Source organism: Croceivirga radicis (genome assembly GCF_002072105.2).
Lineage (GTDB): Bacteria > Bacteroidota > Bacteroidia > Flavobacteriales > Flavobacteriaceae > Croceivirga > Croceivirga radicis.
Genome location: NZ_MTBC01000001.1, coordinates 199,626 through 218,609, shown reverse-complemented (window position 1 = coordinate 218,609; position 18,984 = coordinate 199,626). Strand labels below are relative to the sequence as shown.

The following is an 18,984-nucleotide window of genomic DNA, read 5'->3' as shown; positions in this document are numbered from 1 at the left end:
TGGATGTTATTGCTTTTGAATTTTGGGTAAGTTATAAAAAACATCTTGTACTTTTTCTCTAATTTTTAGATCATATATTTTTCTGTGTGTCCTAGATGGGTAAACCCGGTTAGAAAGAAAAATATATACCAATTGTTCTTTTGGGTCTGCCCAGACAAATGTTCCCGTAAAACCAGCATGTCCAAAACTTTCCTTACTTACATGAGGAGACGGATAGGCCTCGAAGATACTTAAGGTATCATTGCCAATTAATGGTTTATCAAAACCTAATCCCCGTCTGTTATGGTTTTCTGGATATTGAATTTTAATAAACGAACGTACGATTTCTTTATCTATAATTTGACGACCCTTGTATTTGCCAAGATTTCTATAAAATTCCATGAGCTTTGCCAAATCTTCTGCCGTTCCAAATAGCCCTGCATTACCGGAAACACCACCTAGTAGGGCTGCATTTTCATCATGTACCCAACCTACTGTAACATCATTTCTAAAAATGGAATCGCTTTCTGTGGGAATAATGGACAGGTTACTTTGCTTTAAGGAAGGATTAAAAACAAGATTTGTAATTTCTAAAGGTTCATAAATTTCTTGGTTAAGGTAGGTCTCAAAGTCAACCCCTGTAAGTTGTTGCACCAGTTCTGGTAGTAAAAGAAAAAACAACCCAGAATACCGATAGGTTTTTTCTTTGCTAACGGGTGAACGATTGATGGTGCGGTACATTTTTTTGTAAAACCCTGTTTTAATGTAGCGATTGTTATAAGCTTGCTTTGCAAAGCGTTTAGAAGGTTGGTTCCTTACCAAGCGTTTTTTAAGATTACCGTTCTTTTTCCGCACTTTTGAAAGAAAAACAATGTAAGGTTCCAAGCCTGCTTGGTGTGCTAAAATTTCTCTTAGTGTAATTGCTTTCTTATCTTTTTTTCTTTTCCATGGATGCCAATAGTTAGAAAAGGGATCATCCAAGGTTAATTTTCCATCTTGTACCAATTTCATCACTACGGGCAAACCGGCCGCTATTTTGGTTACCGAAGCTAGATCGTATAACGTGTTTGTTGAAACGGGAAGTAAACTATCATAGGTAAAATAACCGTAGGTTTTGTGGAACAAGTCTTTTCCATTTTTTTTAACCAAAATCGTGGCACCAGGAAATGCTTGTTGCACAATAGCATCTTTTATTAGGCTATCAATTTTTTCTTCGTAGGATTGGCCAAAGGCCATGAAAAAAGAGAATACCAATAGGTATGTAAATTGAAATGGTTTCAATCTGTGCTGTTTTTTAATTGGTTTAATTGCTTGTTTAAAAGATAGCGCATGCGCTCTTTAAGTTCTGGGGGTTCTAGAATTTGGGCAAAATCGCCATACATAAGATACCATCTAGCAAAACCGTTATCTAAATCGTCTACTAGAAACGTCATCTCTATACCTTTAGCTACAGATTTTTCATCAATTAAACCGTAATTTTTTTTGTTGCCTAAAAATTTGGCTATGGTTTTATCCACTATAATTTTAACCTTCAACTTAGTTCGGGCATCCTTTGATCGTAGTTCTTCCAAAGAGCTATGTTTCTTTTTATATGGAATTGCGGTTCGTTTTATGGCTTGTATACGGTCAGTTCTAAATTGTCTGTAATCTTTACGCAAATGACAATAGGCAAGTACATACCAAAAATTATTTTCATTAAAAATACCAACTGGTTCTATAACACGATCAACTGCATGGTCTATTTGTATGGAAGTATATTTTAAAAAAACCTGTTGTTGCTCTGCTATGCTACTTAAAATAATTTCCATGGCATTGGCAACATTTGGATTAAATATTTCTTGGGTTGGGAAAAAGCGAATATGTTTTTCTAAAGATTCTACCCAATCTTTTTCTTTTCCGCGTAAAACCGATTTAATTTTATACATGGCCGTTTCATAATGTTTGCCCAATGTTTTATCTGTAAAGTTTTGCATCAGCTTTTGTGCGGCCACAAAACTTGCGGCTTCTTCTTGGGTAAACATAACGGGTGGCAAACGATAGCCCTCCATAATGGAATAACCAACCCCTGCTTCACTTACAATAGGAACCCCGGCAGTTTCTAAAGAACGAATATCCCTGTAGACCGTGCGTAGACTAATTTGAAAACGATCTGCCAACTCTTGGGCCTTAACCACACGCTTGCTTTGTAATTGTACCAAAATGGCTACGATACGATCAAATCGATTAACGGATTCCATGGGTGGTTGGGTTGCTTTCCTATCAAAGATAAAGGCTTTTTAAAAGAAAGTTCTGATTTTTTAGATACTATAAATCACTGTTGACATAGGGCTGTCACCATTGGGTTTTAGTTTTGAAGTATAGAAACCAAAAATCAGTTATTATGGAAACAACTTTGGCAACCACACAAGAAGTAATTAACAGAGCGCAATTTTTTGATCATTGGCAGGGTCATAGAAGCTTAACCAGAAAAGTAATAGAAGCGTTTCCAGAGAAGGAATTGTTTACGTTTAAAATTGGTACAATGCGAACCTTTGCGGATATGGTAGGTGAATTATTGGCTATTGCCGCACCAGGCCTAGGAGAAATAGCTACAGGTAAAAAGGCCGTTTTGAACGAAGCTATAGATTTTAAAAATAGTAAACGCGAGATGCTCAGGTTGTGGGATTTGGCTACAGTAGCTATTAACAAGTATTGGGACCAAATGGGCAAGGTAGATTTTCAACAAGAGCACTTATCATTTGGACAATTTCCGGGTACGGTGCAATCTGCTTTGTTCTACTTTTTGGATAACGAAATACACCACAGGGGGCAAGGTTATGTGTATTTACGAGCCTTGGATGTAGAACCACCATTTTTTTATGATAGGTAGATGGTTGTTTTACTCTTTAAAACAACGGTAAGAAAAAGGCGCAACATACGGTATGTTGCGCCGCATCTTAATAGGTTGATCCAGAATGACGGCAAATGGAATTTTGATCTTGAGGATCAAGATAATGTATTACGTGTTGTTGGTAATTATACCAATGGGTTTAAAATAATACAAACCTTAAAACGGTTAGGATTTTGCTGTATAGAATTATTTTAACCTAACAATTTTACCGCATCTTTTGCAAAATAACTTGCGATTATATCGGCACCTGCTCTTTTAATTGCCGTTAATTGCTCTAACATTACGGCATCGTGGTTTAACCAACCTTTTTCTGAAGCCGCTTTTAGCATGGCATACTCTCCGGAAACTTGGTATACTGCAACAGGCACTTCTACAGCATTTTTTATGTCTCTAACAATATCTAGATAACATAGCCCTGGTTTTACCATTACTATATCGGCGCCCTCATCAATATCCATCTCGGTTTCTTTTATGGCCTCTTTTCGGTTTGCCGGATCCATTTGATAGGTTTGCTTGTCTTTAGGCACATCTTTTATAGCCACTGGTGCAGAATCCAATGCATCTCTAAAAGGACCATAAAAAGCGCTTGCATATTTGGCAGAATAGCTCATGATACCGGTATCCGTAAAACCTTCATCTTCTAGGGCCTCACGAATGGCCAAGATTCTACCATCCATCATATCACTGGGCGCTACCATGTCAGCACCAGCTTGGGCATGGCTCACGCTCATCTGTGCAAGAATATCCGTGGTTTCATCATTTAAAATTTTACCTTCCGCAACAATTCCGTCATGGCCGTAAGAGGAATACGGATCCATGGCCACATCCGTCATTACGTACATTTCTGGGCACGCATCTTTTACGGTTTTTATTGCCCGTTGCATCAATCCATTAGCATTTAAGGCTTCTGTACCTTCATTATCTTTTAAATGGTCTGGTACTTTTGCAAAAAGCAAAACGGAACATAGACCCATGTTCCAAAGTTCTTTAACCTCCTTTGCAAGAATGTCTAAACTATAGCGGAAATAGTTGGGCATAGAAGCAATTTCTTCTTTGACGTTCTTACCTTCTACTACAAAGAGCGGTACCAAAAAATCATTGGGATTAAGATAGGTTTCCCTAACCAATCTGCGAATGGAATCGTTTTGTCTTAATCTTCTATTTCGTATAAGTGGATACATATATTTAATTTTTATCTTCTATAAAATTACCAAGCCAAGTATAGGCTACCAACAAAATTAACACCCCGGAACCAGCCATTAGGGGAGAAATAAAGAAACTGCCAATTAAGCCAACTGTAGCCATAATAGCAGCATAAGTGAATACGAATATTCTATTATTTGGGACTTCTTGATGAAATGCACGTGGTAAGGGCAATAAAAGGCATAAAAAGGTTATGGCAAATACTCCCAAAATAGGTTCTTTGAGTACATAATATAATATACCAAATAGTATTGCAGAAACCAAAGCTAAACCAAAAACATAGCCACTTTGTTTTTGGGAACGGTCCAATAAATATTTTCCATGCTTATCAAAGAGTAAAATAGTGTCAGACAACGCTTCCATTATCCAACCGCCCAAAGCAAATATTAAATACAAAACGATAAGTGGAATAGCTAAATAACTTAATCCATTTGCAGATAATACACTAACTAAAAAACGGTACGCCAAATACAGGCCAATGATAAAAATCCATTGGTATTTTGTGCTTTGCTTCGCCATCCAAAAAGAGTACTTTAAGTAGAGGGCATAAATTGGATTTTTAGATTTTAAGGCCGTGGCCATACCTTGTCTGGCATATTCAAAATTTGGGTTAAACGTTAGCGCCTCTTTAAAATGTAGCAAGGCCTTTTGTATTTTGCCTTGTTCTAAGGCTACCCAGCCAACATTTGCATGTGAATACTCATCTTCTGGATTGTCTTGAAGAATATCTTGTATGGTACTATTTGCCTCTTCCTTACGGTTTAATTTGGTTAGAATTTTAGCACGGTTATTTAAGCAAAGGCTGTCTTTTGCGTCTATTTGTAAACCTTGGTCAGTTGCTAGCAAAGCATCTTCGTATTTTTTTTGAGCTAATAAAATGGAAGCTTTTAGACCAAAATAACTGGCAATATAAGGCGCCAGGCGTATGGCGTGTTCAATTTCTGAAAATGCTTGTTTTATTTTGTCTTTGTTAAAGGAAATAATAGCTTTAAGATAGAACACATTAGCACTGTCTGGATGGGTTCCCAACAAATTATTGCAGATGGTTTCGGCTTTATCCATATCATTTAAATGAATAAAGGATAGCGCTATATAGTATTTTGCGTTAAAATTATCTGGTTCTTCCGCTAGTGCCCGTTCAAAATAGGGGATGGCTGCCTCGTAGCGTCCTAACTCAAAAAGCTGCAAAGCGCGTTCTTCGTTCTGGTTTTCCATTATTTCTTAATGTTCAGGTAGGTTAGTATATCATCATACAAACCAGAATCGTTGGCGTACAAGGCATAATTTCTTGCAGAACTAAACCAATCTTTGGTGCTGGGCTTGGTCTTTTTTATACCTTTGAGTATATCTTTAGTTGTTAGTGGCTTAGGAATGCCGTCTACAAAGGCCGATTGTAATTTGTCTTCTATGGCAAGATCAATAGCAGCATTAATGTCTGCCCCAGAAAATTCTTTTGTTTTTTTTGCAAGTTCTTTAAGGTCAATACTATCTGTAGGCTTGTTCTTTAACTGCACATCAAAAATGGCTTCTCTTGAGGTGGTGTCTGGTGGGGAAACAAATACAATACGATCAAACCTTCCTGGTCTTCTAAAGGCAGGGTCTAAATACCAAGGAGCATTGGTTGCCCCTATGATTAGAATTCCATCGTTGTTGGAATCTACCCCATCCAATTCAGATAAAAATTGGTTGATTACCGTACGTCCTGCTGTTTTGTTCATGTCATTACGGTTGGCACCAAGTGCGTCTATCTCATCTATGAATATGACGCATGGGGTATTGGCCCGGGCTTTCTCAAAAATTTCATGCAGGTTTTTTTCAGAACTTCCCAGCCATATATCAAGAATGTCATTAATACCTACGTTGATAAAGTTGGCATCTATTTGGCCTGCGGTTGCTTTTGCCAAATAGGTTTTACCACAACCTGGGGGGCCGTATAAAAGAATACCTCCGCCAATTTTTTTACCATAGGCCTTATAGACTTCTTGGTGTTGTAGGGGTTTTATAATTTTAAGGTCTATTTCGTTTTTTACCTGTTCCATACCACCCACATCTTTAAAAGTGATATTGGGTTTGGACATAAAACTTACTACATCTTCGGTAAAATCATCTTCGTTGGTGAGGACTGGGTTTTTTAAAACTTGGTCAAATTTATGATTTTGGTACCCAGGCTGTAATTCTGTAATATACCGATACGTATTTTGAGCCTCGCTATAGTTATCTTGTGCTAGTTGGCACTCACATAACAATTCTAAATATTGTATATTAGTACTTTGTTGGGAAAGTTCTTCCGCAATGATTTCCGCAGCAGCCTGTTTACCTAGTTTTAAAAAGCAACTGGCCAATAAATATTTGGCTTCTTCATGTTTTGGTTGCAGAGCAAGAATACCGGTAAGGTGTTCTTCGGCCATAAGATAATCCAGCTCTTCTAAATAGAGTTTTGCCACCTGTAGTTTAAGTGGAACATTATCTGGCGAGTGTTTTAGGGCCTCTAATAAACTTTCTAACATAAGTCTGTATTTGATTCTAAGATATCCACTGTTTTGGTTGTTGCAGCACTAAAATTAATTGTTCTTCCTCACTGCCAGGTTCTGGGGTATGGTCATAAACCCATTGCACGTGTGGCGGTAAACTCATTAAAATACTTTCTATTCTACCATTTGTTTTTAGGCCAAATAGCGTGCCCTTATCATGAACCAGATTAAATTCTACATAACGGCCACGTCTTATTTCTTGCCAATTTCTATGTTGATCGGTAAATGGCGTAGCTTTTCGCTTTTCTACTATGGGTATGTAGGCGTCTAAAAAGCTATCTCCCACCTCGGTTACAAAATTATACCAATCGTTCATGTTCATTTCTTCATTCGCTTTGCAATAGTCAAAAAACAAACCACCTATACCGCGTGCTTCATTTCTATGCGCGTTCCAAAAGTAGGTATCACAACGTTCCTTGTAAGTGGTATAAAAATCGGGATGGTGTGCATCGCAGGCTTTTTTGCACGTTTCATGAAAATGAACGGCATCTTCAGAAAACAAATAATAGGGGGTAAGGTCTTGCCCACCACCAAACCACTGGTCTACAATGTTCCCTTGTTTATCATACATTTCAAAATAGCGCCAGTTGGCATGCACGGTTGGCACAAAAGGGTTTTTAGGGTGTAATACCAAACTTAAACCACAGGCAAAGAAATCGGCATCTTGTACGCCAAAATAATTTTGCATGGAATCTGGCAAGGCCCCATGTACCGCAGAAATGTTAACGCCTCCTTTTTCAAAAACATTTCCTTCTTGTATTACTCGGGTTCTGCCACCTCCCCCTTCGGGCCGCTCCCATAAATCCTCTTTAAATTTAGCTTTCCCATCAATAGTTTCCAGTTTATGGGTAATGCTATCTTGCAATTGTTGTATGTATTGATAAAATTGGTCTTTAAGCTTCATTTTTTATATGTACCAATTGGTTTTTGTAGTTTGTAAATCCATCAATTTGGGTAATGTAAGTTGACTTTTTTGTCTCCTGTAGTAAGATATCAACAAAATCGCTAACTGCAATAGCCCCATGGATTTTAAATAAATGCCTGCCCACTGCATTGTTGTGTAAATCCATCTTTTTAGCCAATTCTCGGTTTGGAAAAGCGCTTTCATGCCAATCTGTAATGCTTTGTGTATAGGCGAGCACGGAATCATTGTTTTTACTTCTTTTGGAGCAATATTTGGCTATTAAAAAGTTCCATAAGGCATGCCTAAATGCATTAGCAGGACCGTTTTCGTGGTGTTTGTGCCCAAAATAACTATTAGATAGCGCTATGCATTTTCTGGTGGCCTTTGCCGTTGGAAGTATAAATAATGGATGTTTAAAACCTATTTTGAATAGCGCAAAAAATGCCGATAATGAAATTTTAGTAAATATTTGAAGTAATCTCATAACTAAAGTGCAATATCTTCTTCCTCACAAGGCTCAAATAGTTTATTGTTTCTATGCCATAAGGCGAATCCAAACGTGAGTACGCCCAAACGTCCTATAAACATTAAAACAATAAGAGTTAATTTTCCCAATACATCCAATTGGCTAGTTATGCCGGTACTTAAACCAACAGTGCCTAGTGCAGATGCAACTTCAAAAAAGAGGTTTTCGAACTTGTGATGGTTGGTAAGGGTGATAACAAAACAACCTAGAACTAAAATAGAGGAATAAAATATGAAGGAAGAAGTAGCAATACTTAATCTTTCTTGTGGTATGGCTTTTCCTAGAAAGGTTACTTGTTGGTTTCCTTGTATTCTGCTTTTTAATATGGCTATTAGGGCGGTCAATGTTGTAATCTTAATTCCTCCAGCGGTCCCAGATGGTGAAGCACCAACGTACATCAAAAATATAATTACCAATAAAATAGCTTGCGAAAAATTACCAAAATCTACCGAGTTAAAACCAACCGTGGTCATTGCGGACATGGTTTGGAAAAATGCAGCTAAAAAGCGTTCTTTTCCTTCTAATTGATTGATTGTAGGTTCTAGAGCAAATACTAAAATGGTACCTGAAGTCAATAGGAATAAAAAACCAAATAGTATTATTTTGGTTGTGAAACTTAATTTGTGAGCCTTATAACGTAACAGCAAATAGAAGTCTGTAATTACAATAAAACCAAGGGATCCGGATATGGCTAGTAAGCTAATAATTACATTGACCCAACCATTTGCAGTGTAACTCATGAATCCATCACCAAACAAGCTAAAGCCCGCCGTACAAAAGGCACTTATAGAATGAAAAAATCCGTTATAAAGTGCGGTCCAAAAGGGTTGCCCTTCTTGCGTAAATACAACGGTTAACAACACCGTTCCCAAAAACTCCATAATTACGGTAAAAAGAATCACAGATTTTAAAAATATACCAATAGTTATGGTCTTGGGTAGTGCGAATTCCGTTTTTAATATTTTTTGATGCCAATGGGTAATTTTTCGCGTAGTAGAGAGTATTACAAACGTGGTAAAGGTTAAGTAACCAATACCTCCCAATTGAAACAAGGAGAGCAGTATTAGTTGCCCACCAAGGTTATAGCTTTCGGCAAGGGGAACGGTAACCAAACCAGTTGTGGATACGGCACTTGTAGCCATGAATAAACTGTCCAAAAAAGCTATGGGTGCTTTTTGGAAAATGGGTAAAGCCAATAGTAAAGTACCTATAAATACGTAGCTTAGAAAGCCGTATAGCAGATTTTGCTGTGGGCTAATGCCTAATTTAAATTTTTGGTAGCGCTTGTTTATACGCTTTAGCTTTTCCACTCTATTGCTTTATTCCTTGTACTCTTTTACGGCTTCTATAAACGCACCCGCGTTTTCTAACGGAATGTGCGGTAAAATACCGTGGCCCAGGTTAACTACGTATTTGTCCTTGCCAAACTCGCGTATCATTTGGGTAACCATTCGTTTTATTTCTACAGGTGGCGATAGTAATCTGGCCGGGTCAAAATTACCTTGTAGGGTAATGTTACCTCCGGTTAAATACCGAGCGTTTTGTGCAGAACAGGTCCAATCTACGCCTAGTGCAGCAGCTCCGGAGTTGGCCATTTCTTTTAAAGCGAACCAACAACCTTTACCAAAGACAATAACCGGGGCCATATCCTTTAGCGCATCTACAATCTGTTGAATATAATTAAAAGAGAATTCTTGATAGTCTACTGGAGATAGCATACCGCCCCAAGAATCGAATACTTGAACGGCATTACAACCCGCTTTTACTTTCTCTTTTAGATAGGCAATAGTGGTGTCCGTAATTTTTTGAAGTAAGATATGTGCGGTTTTAGGGTCTGAAAAACATAGGCCCTTGGCCAAATCAAAACTTTTGCTCCCTTGTCCTTGAACGCAGTAGCATAAAATGGTCCAAGGGGAACCGGCAAAACCGATTAAGGGTACTTCGTCATTCAGTTTTTCTTTGGTCATTTTTATAGCATCCAAAACATAACCAAGACTATCGTGTATATCTGGAACAACAACATGTTCTAAATCTTTTGCCGTTCTAATAGGCTTTGGAAGGTAAGGACCAAAGTTTGGTTTCATTTCTACCTCAATGTTCATGGCTTGTGGTATAACCAAGATATCACTGAACAAAATAGCTGCATCCATGCCGTATCTGCGTATGGGTTGTACGGTTATTTCCGAAGCTAATTCCGGTGTTTGGCAGCGTGTAAAGAAATCATATTTATGCTTTAACTCCATAAATTCTGGCAAATAGCGGCCTGCTTGGCGCATCATCCAAACGGGTGGTCTATCTACGGTTTCACCTTTTAAGGCTCTAAGGAATAAATCGTTTTTAAGCATAGTTTAAAGTTTTAATTGCCTGTACTAGTACGTTTTCTACCGTAGGCTTGTTCGCAATAATAATCTTATCGGTATATTTTTTGGCCTCAGTTGCCGTGGTATTGCCAATACAAAAGGCAACCGCACCATCAAAGCTGTTCTTAGTGGTAAAACTATCAACCCCAGAAGGACTAAAAAGTAAGATACCATCAAAATTTCGTTCAAAAAGTTTTGGCTGTGCTATCGTGTGGTAACAGATAATCTCATTTAAGCTAACATTAGCTTCTGCCAATAATTCGGGAATTTCATTTCGTCTTAAATTTCCAGCTAGAAAGGTAAAACGCTTATCTTTTAAATTTGTGGTGATGTAAGTGGCCAATTCCTTTCCATAATGGGCCATGTGGGCTATTGTAAAACCGTTATCTGATAGATAACCGCTGGTTTTTGTGCCTACGCAGCAAATAGGAATAGAAAAAGCTACTTTTTTATGTGGGTTTAGATTCAGATAGTTTAAAAGTGCTTTTGCGCTATTCTTGCTGGTAATGATAAAATAATCGGTATTTAAATCTAAGGTAAATGGTGTAAACTGAATAGCTATAGCATCATAAGAAACTAAACCAAGTCCAGAATTCAATACCAATTCTTTTTGATGCGGTTTTAAGGTTTTAGTTGACAGGATTGTTTTGCTCATCTTTTATGTTTTGCATCAATTCCTTGCCACCATTGTCTAAAATCTCTTGTGCGCATCTTTTACCAAAATTGGCTATCTGTGCTAAGGTAGTTTCTTTTTCAATGACCAATTCTTTAGAACCATCTAGGGCATGTAAACAACCCTTAAAATATACTGTTTGGTCTTTTATTGTGGCCAATGCACCAATTGGTGCTGTGCAACCACCTTCAAGGGTACGCAAAAATTCACGCTCAATTGTGGTAGCTTGCTCACTTGGCAGATGGTTTAATTGGCTAGAAGCATTAACGGCCTCTTGGTTTTCTTGCATTGCAACTATTACCATTGCACCTTGTGCCGGGGCTGGAACCATCCAGTCTAGTTCCATGGCGTCTTTAGGTAAAAGTTTAATACGTTTTAAGCCTGCCTGCGCAAAGATTGCTCCTTGCCAATCATTTTCTATCAATTTAATAAGGCGTGTATTTACGTTGCCCCTTAAATCTGTAACGGTATGATTTTTATAACGATGCAGCCATTGGGCTTTTCTTCTAAGGCTACCCGTAGCAATAGTTGCTTTGCCATTCTCATCTAGTAAAAAATGGTCGCCTTTGTGTATAAGTACATCATTGGTAACTTCTCTTTCTAAAACGGCAGTTTGTACCATTCCCTTTGGCAAAGCCGTAGGAACATCTTTCATAGAATGTACCGCAATGTCTATTTCTCCATTGATAAGGGCAATATCTAATGTTTTGGTAAAAATGCCGGTGATGCCTAGCTCATAGAGCGGTTTATCTAAAATTATATCGCCTGTAGATTTTACCGGATGCAGAACACTATCAACACCTAAACGCGCCAATTGCGCTTGTACCGTTTCTGCCTGCCACATGGCCAGTTCACTGTCACGGGTGCCAATTCTTAGGGGTTTGTTCATTTGGTATCTATTTCTAATTGGAATACCTGTTGTATGAGTTGCAGACTTTCTTCGGTATCTACAGCATCGTTTTTAAGGTGGTTGGCAAACTGTTTGGTAATTTTTTGAATAATACGATCCGAAACCAAATCAGCTTGTTTTTCATTAAAATCGTTAAGTTTTTTAGATTGAAAATCCAGTTCTTCTTCCTTAATGGTCTTAAGCTTATTCTTTAGGGCTTTAATAACGGGCGCAAATTTTCTGGTTTCTAACCAGGCTACAAATTCTGACTGTATTTCAGCGATAATTTGTTGCGCTTTAGGCACATATTTTTTCCTTTTTTCCAAGGTCTCGTCCGTTATTTTAGACAGTTGGTCTAGGTGAACCATGGTTACGTTTTGTAAATCCAACACATCATCAGACACATTTTTAGGAATGGATAGGTCCAAAATCCATAATGGTTTTTTATTGTGGATGAGTGCTTTGGATACAGTAGGTAATTGTGCCCCGGTTGCAACGACCAATACATCCGTTTTTCGAATTTCGGATTGTAAATCGCCAAAATCCTTCACGGTAAGCTGAAATTTACCACCTATTTTTTCTGCCTTTTCTTTGGTTCGGTTAATTAGCGTAATGTGCTCATTACCCGTATGCTTTATTAGATTTTCGCAGGTGTTACGACCAATTTTGCCTGTTCCAAATAAAAGAATATTCTTATGGGCAATTTCTGGGATATGGTCCAGAATGTATCTCACGGAAGCAAAAGCTACAGATGTGGCTCCAGAAGAAATTTCGGTCTCATTTTTAATACGTTTACTGGCTTGTATAACCGAGTTGCACAAGCGTTCTAAAAATGGATTGCTCATTTCTAACTTCTTGGCACGATAAAAACTTTGTTTGATCTGACTTATTATTTCAAAATCGCCCAAGATTTGACTGTCCAATCCGGTGCCTACCTTGAACAGATGGCTTATGGCATCATGGTTCTTATGTACATAAGCAACTTCCTGGAACTCTTCTATAGTGCCTTTGGTATGCTCACATAAAATCTTGATTAATTGAAAAGGGTGCTGGGCAAAACCATACATCTCTGTGCGGTTACAGGTAGAAATCACCAACAAACCATCTACCCCTTGTGCTTTTGCATCTAGGGTAACAGCATCAATTTTTGGTACGTCCAAACTAAATTTTCCTCGTATGCTGGCATCTGCTTTTTTATAACTTAAACCAACCGCATAAAAAGAACTATGTCTGGATAGATGGTAATTCTTCATTCTTGCTCTAAACCTGAATTACAAAAGTACTATGCCTTGTTCCAAAAAAAATAACGCTATCGGTACCATTTTTGTCGGTTGCTGTTTCTTATTGATTTGGTTTATCGTTATTTTTGATGAAATAGCCGATTTTACTGGCAATTTGTGATTAATTTATATTTGTTTAGAGTCATTCTAAATAATAAAAAAGAGGGTGCTTAAACCAATTTATTATGGAAGAAAATAACGCTATGGGTTCCTATGACCAAGTTTTTGTAGAACCTGGTTTTTATGTGCTTAAGATTCAGAACGATACGGATGCTGCCAAAGAAATATATCATGAGTTGGATAGTAGCTACATACAATTTCATTTTTCGTTAAAGGGTAGTGGTCAGTTCCTATTCAATCAAGGTAATTATCGTTTAAACGTTTCCGAAGAAAATTCGCTTTTACTATACAACACACAGAAAGATTTGCCCATACATTTAAGTTTACAGCCAGATAGTTGGGTGTTTTCCGTAATTATGAGCATACAAAAGTTTCATTCACTTTTCTCACAAGATGCCAATGCTATTCCATTTTTAAGTGAAAGTTTTAGTGAGAAAAAGTATTACGCGCAAGAAATGTTAACGCCTGGTATGGCTGTAGTATTGAGTCAGTTAATGAATTATAACCTGCACCCGTCCATAAAAAGATTGTATATAAAAGGTAAGGTTTATGAACTGATCGCTTTATATTTTAATAGAACGGAAGATGCGGATTTAGAGCAATGCCCGTTTTTGGCAGATGAAGACAACGTACGTAAAATTAAAAAGGCAAAAGATATAATTTTAGAACGCATGGTAGAACCACCAACCTTGCAAGAGCTTTCCGATGAGATAGATTTGAGCCTTAAAAAATTAAAAGAAGGATTTAAGCAAATTTATGGCGATAGTGTATATGGTTTTTTGCTGGACCACAAAATGGATTTAGCACGGCAAATGTTAGAATCTGGAAAGCATAATGTTAACGAGGTGGGTTTAAAAGTAGGGTACAGCACGGCTAGTCATTTTATAGCGGCTTTTAAAAAGAAATATGGCACTACGCCAAAAAAATATTTAACTTCCATTGTTAAAACGTAAAACCATGAATGTGAAGGCCCTTATTTGTTTCTTGTTTTGTTTTTCTGCAATGGTCTCTTTTGCACAAGATGGCAAAGATGCTTGGGAATCTACTAGGATTCCTGAGTTGGTTCTTGCTTTTACCAAAACCGAAGGTTGGCGCCATAAGAGTATAGAGAAGGGTGTAAAAACCTTACGAGAACTGGGTAGGGAAAATGGTTTTATTGTACTACAAACCGAAACGGCTGCCGATTTTAACCCAGAAAATTTAAAGAATTATAAGTTGGTTGTTTTTTTAAATACCACAGGAAATGTATTAAACACCCAAGAGCAGGCTGCATTTAAAAACTATATAGCCGGTGGTGGGGCTTTTTTGGGTATACATGCAGCAACGGATACCGAATTTGATTGGCCTTGGTACAATAAATTGGTGGGCGCCTATTTTAATGGCCACCCAAACGACCCAAATGTTAGAAAAGCCACTTTAACGGTAACAGATGCTACACACCCAGCTACGGCACACTTGCCCAAAAGTTGGGAGCGTACAGACGAATGGTATAATTTTAAAAGTATAGACCCGAACATTAAGGTGTTGGTTACGTTAGACGAAGGTAGTTACGAAGGAGGGACAAATGGCAATTACCATCCTATAGCTTGGTATCACGAAAACCTTGGAGGAAGGGCCTTTTACACTGGAGGCGGGCACACCATAGAATCTTACGATGAACCACTTTTTAGAACGCATTTACTTAAAGCAATGCTTTGGTGTTTTAAAAGAGATTCAGAATAATAATTTACTGGGGTCTAGCAACTATAATACCTATATTGCTTTTTATCTTTTTTAGATAGTCTACTAAAGGCTCTTTGCTAAGTACCACTTTCTTTTGTGAGCTAGAAGCATGTAATAAATAAACCCGTCCGTTTGGTTTTTTTACCAATATTCCGGTGTGGGTAACATCCAAACCTTTTATGTTGGTTGCAAGTGCTACTATATCCCCCGTGTTAATGAATTTTTCTGCTGCTTTGATTTCTGATTGGGGTATATAGCATAGGTCTTCTTTGGCCAATTTTTGCTCTATAGCAAGTAACTGCTGGTAGTTGGCGTCATTATCTTTTAAATGTGGATACAACTGGCGATGCGTGCCCATAAAATTGATGGGTTTTGTTAGCGGCACGCCACCCAAATCTGCAGTAATGTCTTTTACCAAGCCTTTTTTTTCGTTGTCTTTTATCCACTCTGAAAAATAATGTAATCTTGATGGGTAACCGCTGCGAATACCATTTCTATACCTAATGGTTTCTAAGTTTTTTATAAAGTTGTTCCAAGAGATTTCTTTTTTTTGGGCAAGTAGGCTCAAGGCCAATGCATTTTCTACAAAAGTGGTGCAATCCAAACCAGACTGATTAATTACCAGAGGTTCCGTGGCAGCTACTTCTAACGTCTTTTCTACATAAGGCGTTCCCAAATACCATTGGCCAACGGCAACTATAGCTTCCCCTGAAGTGTGTTTGTCAATATTTTTTAACCTTTCCAATTTATCCAAGACAAGTAAGCTGTCTTTTTTGTTATACACCAATTGCGCGTTAAGGATGTTAACGCCTATAAGAAATGCAAAAAACAGGCTATGCTTCATCTGAAGGTTTGTTTTTGGATTCGTCCCACAATAATACACGATTTCTAGCAATGCTTTCAGGGTAGTTTTTTTGCAGATAGGCTATTAATTGTTCCCGTACATGTACGCGTAGGTCCCAAGCGGTAGGTGAATCTTTAGCGCTCATTAAAGCACGAATTTCCACGTAGTTTGCCTTAGAATCGGTTACTTGTAAGACATTTACTTCCTTGTCCCATAAATCGGTATCCTCTAAAATACGGGTGAGTTCTTCTCTAAGCTTATCAAAGGGTACATTGTAATCAGTATATAAAAAAACAGTGCCCAAAATATCAGAAGATGTCTTGGTCCAATTTTGAAAAGGTTTATCAATAAAATAAGGTGTAGGTACAATTAATCGGCGTTTATCCCAAATTTTTACCACCACATAGGTCAGGGTTATTTCTTCAATACGGCCCCACTCACCTTCAACAATAACCACATCGTCTAGTTTTATGGGTTGCGCAATGGCTATTTGTATGCCAGCGATAATGGTTCCTATAAACTTTTGGGCAGAAAAACCAATGATAATACCCGCTACACCTGCCGATGCAAAGACACTTAGACCAATTTTTCTAATTTCTTCAAACGTCATAAGTGCGGCGCCCATTGCCAAAATAATGACCACAAAAATGACAATGCGTTCTAAAATATTGAATTGGGTGTACACCTTTCTGGCTTTTAGGTTATTGCTTACGCCTACATCGTACCGCAAGAGCACTATTTTCTTAGTGATTTTTAGAATAGCAACAATTAGCCAGGTAAAGGAAAAAATAAAAAGTAAGGTGCTAATTTTTCTAAACCAATACGCATACGCTTCTAGCGTTAATAGTTCGCGTAAAGACGAGGACCGTATTAAAAAGGAAAGCAGAATTAGAAAAATAGGATAAGAAAGCCTCTTAAACGTGCCTTTTGGTAAAAGATATTTTGGGTTCTTGCCCAATCGTTTTAAAATAAGACGGCTTAATAGGTATGCAAGGAATAAACCTAGGAGTGTACATACAAAAAACACCAAAGATTCTTTTTGTACGGAATTTAAAAAGTTGTTCATAGGTACTATTTAGCTTTTTTCAAGATACTGTATTCTCTTCATATAGTATTTACTTATATACCATAAGAAAACAATTTAACCCAGTATTAACGATAAGCGTTGCAAGTTGTATTTTTGTATTCCTAAAAATGCAACTATGAAAAAAGGCGTACTTCTGGTAAATCTTGGTTCTCCAGATAGTCCAACCCCAAAAGACGTAAAACCGTATTTGGATGAATTTTTGATGGACGAAAGGGTAATTGATGTAAATCCAATACTTAGAAATCTAATTGTAAGAGGTATTATATTACAAACAAGACCTAAAAAGTCTGCAAAAGCCTATTCTAAAATCTGGTGGGAAGAGGGTTCCCCTTTAATTATCCTTTCAGAGCGCTTTAAGGAAAAAGTGGCTGCACAACTTGATATTCCGGTTGCACTAGGTATGCGTTATGGTAGCGGAAGCATAAAAGAGGGTTTGCAAGAGTTAAAGAATCAAGGGGTAGAACACGTGTACTTGGTTCCTTTATATCCACATTATGCCATGTCTTCTTATGAAACGGTAGTGGTAAAAGCCATGGAAGATAAAGATGCCTTTTTTCCAGAGATGCAATTAACTACCATGCCGGCTTTTTATAGTAATCCTGCCTATGTTAAAGTGCTCTCTAAGAGTATAAAAGAGCATTTAGATACTTTTGAATACGATCATGTGCTGTTTTCCTATCATGGAATTCCTGAGCGACATATACGTAAGTCTGATCCAACAAAGTTTCATTGTAAAATAGATGGTAGTTGTTGTAAAACCAACTCCGTGGCACACCATACCTGCTATAGACACCAATGTTATGACACAACGGAATTGGTAATTAAGGAACTAGGTTTGCCAAGAGACAAGGTAAGTTCTTCCTTTCAATCTAGATTACCTAACGATCCTTGGCTAAAACCGTATACCGATTTTGAATTTGAACGTTTGGCAAAAGAGGGCAAGACCAAATTGGCCGTTATTACCCCTGCCTTTGTAAGTGATTGTTTAGAAACCTTGGAAGAAATTGCCATGGAGGGCAAGGAAGAATTTATGGAAGCTGGTGGAACGGACTACATACACATACCTTGTTTAAATGATAGAGACGATTGGGTATCCGTTATGGTGAGTTGGCTTAAAGAATGGCAAGAAACAGATGCATTACCACAAACCCATATAAGGTAACCCCCGTAAATACTTAAAAAAATGACCAAAGCAAAAGAAATAGAATTAGCATTGGCTCCGTTGAGAGAAACGCTTAACAATCACCAATTATATTCCTGTTTAAATACCGTAACGGATGTACAACTTTTCATGGAAAGCCATGTATATGCGGTTTGGGATTTTATGTCTTTGTTAAAAGCGTTACAAACTAAGCTTACTTGCACCACCTTACCTTGGAAACCTGTGGTAAATAATGCCACCGCAAGGTTTATCAATGAGATTGTGCTAGAAGAAGAAACAGACGTTAATGAAAAAGGGGAGTACAAAAGCCACTTTTCCATGTATTTAGATGCAATGAAAGAAGTTGGTGCCAATACGGACAACGTGCTAAATTTCATTTCTAACGTAAAGGACTTAGAAGATATTGGCGAGCAAATCCAAGCTTCTTATCTGAACGAAGCTGAAAAAGGTTTTGTTGGCTTTACTTTTGATGTAATTAAAACCCAAAAGCCGCACATCATTGCCGCAGCCTTTACCTTTGGAAGGGAAGATGTTATACCAGATATGTTCTTAAAAATAGTGGAAGGTGCAGAAAAAACTGGAGAGGGCAATTATCCAAAATTAACCTACTATCTAAAAAGGCATATAGAATTGGATGGGGATGAGCATGGACCCCTTGCCTTAAAAATGATTGCTGAGCTTTGCGGTGAAGATGTTGTTAAGTGGGAAGAAGTATTGGAATATTCCAAACTGGCCTTGGAGAAGCGTGTAGCTTTGTGGAGCAGTATCGCCAATACCATAATGTTGAACAAAGAACAGTCTACACTAGTATAAC

General features: G+C 37.7%; 19 protein-coding genes. 5 read left to right on the top strand and 14 right to left on the bottom strand.

The features are described from left to right. Positions 1-6: 6 nt before the first annotated feature. Positions 7-1,260, bottom strand: coding sequence for a serine hydrolase domain-containing protein (locus tag BUL40_RS00995; protein WP_080317724.1), 1,254 nt, complete (start codon positions 1,258-1,260; stop codon positions 7-9). After that, positions 1,257-2,216, bottom strand: coding sequence for a helix-turn-helix transcriptional regulator (locus tag BUL40_RS00990; RefSeq protein WP_080317723.1), 960 nt, complete (start codon positions 2,214-2,216; stop codon positions 1,257-1,259). Before BUL40_RS00990 ends, BUL40_RS00995 begins: the two co-directional genes overlap by 4 nt. A 143-nt stretch (positions 2,217-2,359) precedes the next feature. Between BUL40_RS00990 and BUL40_RS00985 the strand changes: the two genes are divergently transcribed. Then, a complete protein-coding gene (locus BUL40_RS00985; protein WP_080317722.1) occupies positions 2,360-2,848 on the top strand; it encodes a DinB family protein in 489 nt (162 codons plus the stop codon). A 212-nt stretch (positions 2,849-3,060) separates the two neighbouring features. Here the strand turns inward: BUL40_RS00985 and hemB are convergent, their stop codons facing one another. Genes hemB through hemA form a run of 10 tightly spaced genes read right to left on the bottom strand, consistent with a single transcriptional unit; the run spans position 3,061 to position 13,208 of the window. Beyond that, positions 3,061-4,050 (bottom strand): porphobilinogen synthase, encoded by a 990-nt coding sequence (hemB, locus tag BUL40_RS00975; protein ID WP_080317720.1) that lies wholly within the window; start codon positions 4,048-4,050, stop codon positions 3,061-3,063. Positions 4,051-4,054: 4 nt separating this feature from the next. Further along, entirely contained in the window at positions 4,055-5,287 is a 1,233-nt protein-coding gene (locus BUL40_RS00970; RefSeq protein ID WP_080317719.1) for a tetratricopeptide repeat protein, read from the bottom strand. Beyond that, on the bottom strand, positions 5,287-6,579 hold the full coding sequence (locus tag BUL40_RS00965) for an ATP-binding protein (RefSeq protein WP_080317718.1): 1,293 nt from the start codon (positions 6,577-6,579) through the stop codon (positions 5,287-5,289). Before BUL40_RS00965 ends, BUL40_RS00970 begins: the two co-directional genes overlap by 1 nt. A gap of 16 nt (positions 6,580-6,595) precedes the next feature. Further along, positions 6,596-7,507: an oxygen-dependent coproporphyrinogen oxidase gene (gene hemF / locus BUL40_RS00960; RefSeq protein ID WP_080317717.1), complete on the bottom strand. Its 912-nt coding sequence runs from the start codon at positions 7,505-7,507 to the stop codon at positions 6,596-6,598. Then, positions 7,497-7,991: a DUF6973 domain-containing protein gene (locus tag BUL40_RS00955; RefSeq protein WP_080317716.1), complete on the bottom strand. Its 495-nt coding sequence runs from the start codon at positions 7,989-7,991 to the stop codon at positions 7,497-7,499. The genes hemF and BUL40_RS00955 overlap by 11 nt, the downstream gene beginning before the upstream one ends. A 2-nt stretch (positions 7,992-7,993) precedes the next feature. Beyond that, positions 7,994-9,343, bottom strand: a complete 1,350-nt coding sequence (locus BUL40_RS00950) for a TrkH family potassium uptake protein (protein ID WP_080317715.1) — start codon at positions 9,341-9,343, stop codon at positions 7,994-7,996. A 9-nt stretch (positions 9,344-9,352) separates the two neighbouring features. After that, positions 9,353-10,378: a uroporphyrinogen decarboxylase gene (gene hemE / locus BUL40_RS00945; protein WP_080317714.1), complete on the bottom strand. Its 1,026-nt coding sequence runs from the start codon at positions 10,376-10,378 to the stop codon at positions 9,353-9,355. Next, positions 10,371-11,048, bottom strand: a complete 678-nt coding sequence (locus BUL40_RS00940; protein ID WP_080317713.1) for a uroporphyrinogen-III synthase — start codon at positions 11,046-11,048, stop codon at positions 10,371-10,373. Before BUL40_RS00940 ends, hemE begins: the two co-directional genes overlap by 8 nt. Next, positions 11,023-11,955: a hydroxymethylbilane synthase gene (gene hemC, locus BUL40_RS00935; RefSeq protein ID WP_080317712.1), complete on the bottom strand. Its 933-nt coding sequence runs from the start codon at positions 11,953-11,955 to the stop codon at positions 11,023-11,025. Before hemC ends, BUL40_RS00940 begins: the two co-directional genes overlap by 26 nt. Then, positions 11,952-13,208 carry a glutamyl-tRNA reductase gene (hemA, locus tag BUL40_RS00930; protein ID WP_080317711.1) on the bottom strand — a complete coding sequence of 419 codons (1,257 nt, stop codon included), beginning with the start codon at positions 13,206-13,208 and terminating at the stop codon, positions 11,952-11,954. The genes hemC and hemA overlap by 4 nt, the downstream gene beginning before the upstream one ends. 212 nt (positions 13,209-13,420) lie before the next feature. Here hemA and BUL40_RS00925 point away from each other — a divergent pair, with 212 nt between their 5' ends. Together BUL40_RS00925 and BUL40_RS00920 are read left to right on the top strand one after the other, a co-directional pair. Continuing rightward, complete coding sequence (locus tag BUL40_RS00925; RefSeq protein WP_080317710.1) at positions 13,421-14,308, top strand: AraC family transcriptional regulator; 888 nt, start codon at positions 13,421-13,423, stop codon at positions 14,306-14,308. A 4-nt stretch (positions 14,309-14,312) separates the two neighbouring features. Beyond that, entirely contained in the window at positions 14,313-15,077 is a 765-nt protein-coding gene (locus tag BUL40_RS00920; protein ID WP_080318010.1) for a ThuA domain-containing protein, read from the top strand. 4 nt (positions 15,078-15,081) lie between these two features. On the opposite strand, the gene BUL40_RS00915 is transcribed toward BUL40_RS00920, so the two are convergent. Both BUL40_RS00915 and BUL40_RS00910 read right to left on the bottom strand, forming a co-directional pair. Beyond that, positions 15,082-15,921, bottom strand: coding sequence for an N-acetylmuramoyl-L-alanine amidase-like domain-containing protein (locus BUL40_RS00915; protein ID WP_080317709.1), 840 nt, complete (start codon positions 15,919-15,921; stop codon positions 15,082-15,084). Further along, positions 15,911-16,987, bottom strand: a complete 1,077-nt coding sequence (locus BUL40_RS00910; RefSeq protein WP_080317708.1) for a mechanosensitive ion channel family protein — start codon at positions 16,985-16,987, stop codon at positions 15,911-15,913. Before BUL40_RS00910 ends, BUL40_RS00915 begins: the two co-directional genes overlap by 11 nt. A gap of 136 nt (positions 16,988-17,123) precedes the next feature. Between BUL40_RS00910 and hemH the strand changes: the two genes are divergently transcribed. Both hemH and BUL40_RS00900 read left to right on the top strand, forming a co-directional pair. Then, positions 17,124-18,170 carry a ferrochelatase gene (hemH, locus tag BUL40_RS00905; RefSeq protein ID WP_080317707.1) on the top strand — a complete coding sequence of 349 codons (1,047 nt, stop codon included), beginning with the start codon at positions 17,124-17,126 and terminating at the stop codon, positions 18,168-18,170. Positions 18,171-18,191: 21 nt separating this feature from the next. After that, complete coding sequence (locus tag BUL40_RS00900) at positions 18,192-18,983, top strand: DUF3050 domain-containing protein (RefSeq protein WP_080317706.1); 792 nt, start codon at positions 18,192-18,194, stop codon at positions 18,981-18,983. The last annotated feature ends 1 nt before the right edge of the window (position 18,984 follow it).

What these genes read in the sequence shown, in the direction of transcription:
- hemF (WP_080317717.1), bottom strand. Translation starts at nt 7,507, where the DNA reads ATGAAGCTTAAAGACCAATTTTATCAATACATACAACAATTGCAAGAT.
- hemB (WP_080317720.1), bottom strand. Translation starts at nt 4,050, where the DNA reads ATGTATCCACTTATACGAAATAGAAGATTAAGACAAAACGATTCCATT.
- BUL40_RS00915 (WP_080317709.1), bottom strand. Translation starts at nt 15,921, where the DNA reads ATGAAGCATAGCCTGTTTTTTGCATTTCTTATAGGCGTTAACATCCTT.
- hemA (WP_080317711.1), bottom strand. Translation starts at nt 13,208, where the DNA reads ATGAAGAATTACCATCTATCCAGACATAGTTCTTTTTATGCGGTTGGT.
- BUL40_RS00990 (WP_080317723.1), bottom strand. Translation starts at nt 2,216, where the DNA reads ATGGAATCCGTTAATCGATTTGATCGTATCGTAGCCATTTTGGTACAA.
- hemE (WP_080317714.1), bottom strand. Translation starts at nt 10,378, where the DNA reads ATGCTTAAAAACGATTTATTCCTTAGAGCCTTAAAAGGTGAAACCGTA.
- hemC (WP_080317712.1), bottom strand. Translation starts at nt 11,955, where the DNA reads ATGAACAAACCCCTAAGAATTGGCACCCGTGACAGTGAACTGGCCATG.
- BUL40_RS00900 (WP_080317706.1), top strand. Translation starts at nt 18,192, where the DNA reads ATGACCAAAGCAAAAGAAATAGAATTAGCATTGGCTCCGTTGAGAGAA.
- BUL40_RS00965 (WP_080317718.1), bottom strand. Translation starts at nt 6,579, where the DNA reads ATGTTAGAAAGTTTATTAGAGGCCCTAAAACACTCGCCAGATAATGTT.
- hemH (WP_080317707.1), top strand. Translation starts at nt 17,124, where the DNA reads ATGAAAAAAGGCGTACTTCTGGTAAATCTTGGTTCTCCAGATAGTCCA.
- BUL40_RS00940 (WP_080317713.1), bottom strand. Translation starts at nt 11,048, where the DNA reads ATGAGCAAAACAATCCTGTCAACTAAAACCTTAAAACCGCATCAAAAA.
- BUL40_RS00970 (WP_080317719.1), bottom strand. Translation starts at nt 5,287, where the DNA reads ATGGAAAACCAGAACGAAGAACGCGCTTTGCAGCTTTTTGAGTTAGGA.
- BUL40_RS00925 (WP_080317710.1), top strand. Translation starts at nt 13,421, where the DNA reads ATGGAAGAAAATAACGCTATGGGTTCCTATGACCAAGTTTTTGTAGAA.
- BUL40_RS00910 (WP_080317708.1), bottom strand. Translation starts at nt 16,987, where the DNA reads ATGAACAACTTTTTAAATTCCGTACAAAAAGAATCTTTGGTGTTTTTT.
- BUL40_RS00920 (WP_080318010.1), top strand. Translation starts at nt 14,313, where the DNA reads ATGAATGTGAAGGCCCTTATTTGTTTCTTGTTTTGTTTTTCTGCAATG.
- BUL40_RS00985 (WP_080317722.1), top strand. Translation starts at nt 2,360, where the DNA reads ATGGAAACAACTTTGGCAACCACACAAGAAGTAATTAACAGAGCGCAA.
- BUL40_RS00955 (WP_080317716.1), bottom strand. Translation starts at nt 7,991, where the DNA reads ATGAGATTACTTCAAATATTTACTAAAATTTCATTATCGGCATTTTTT.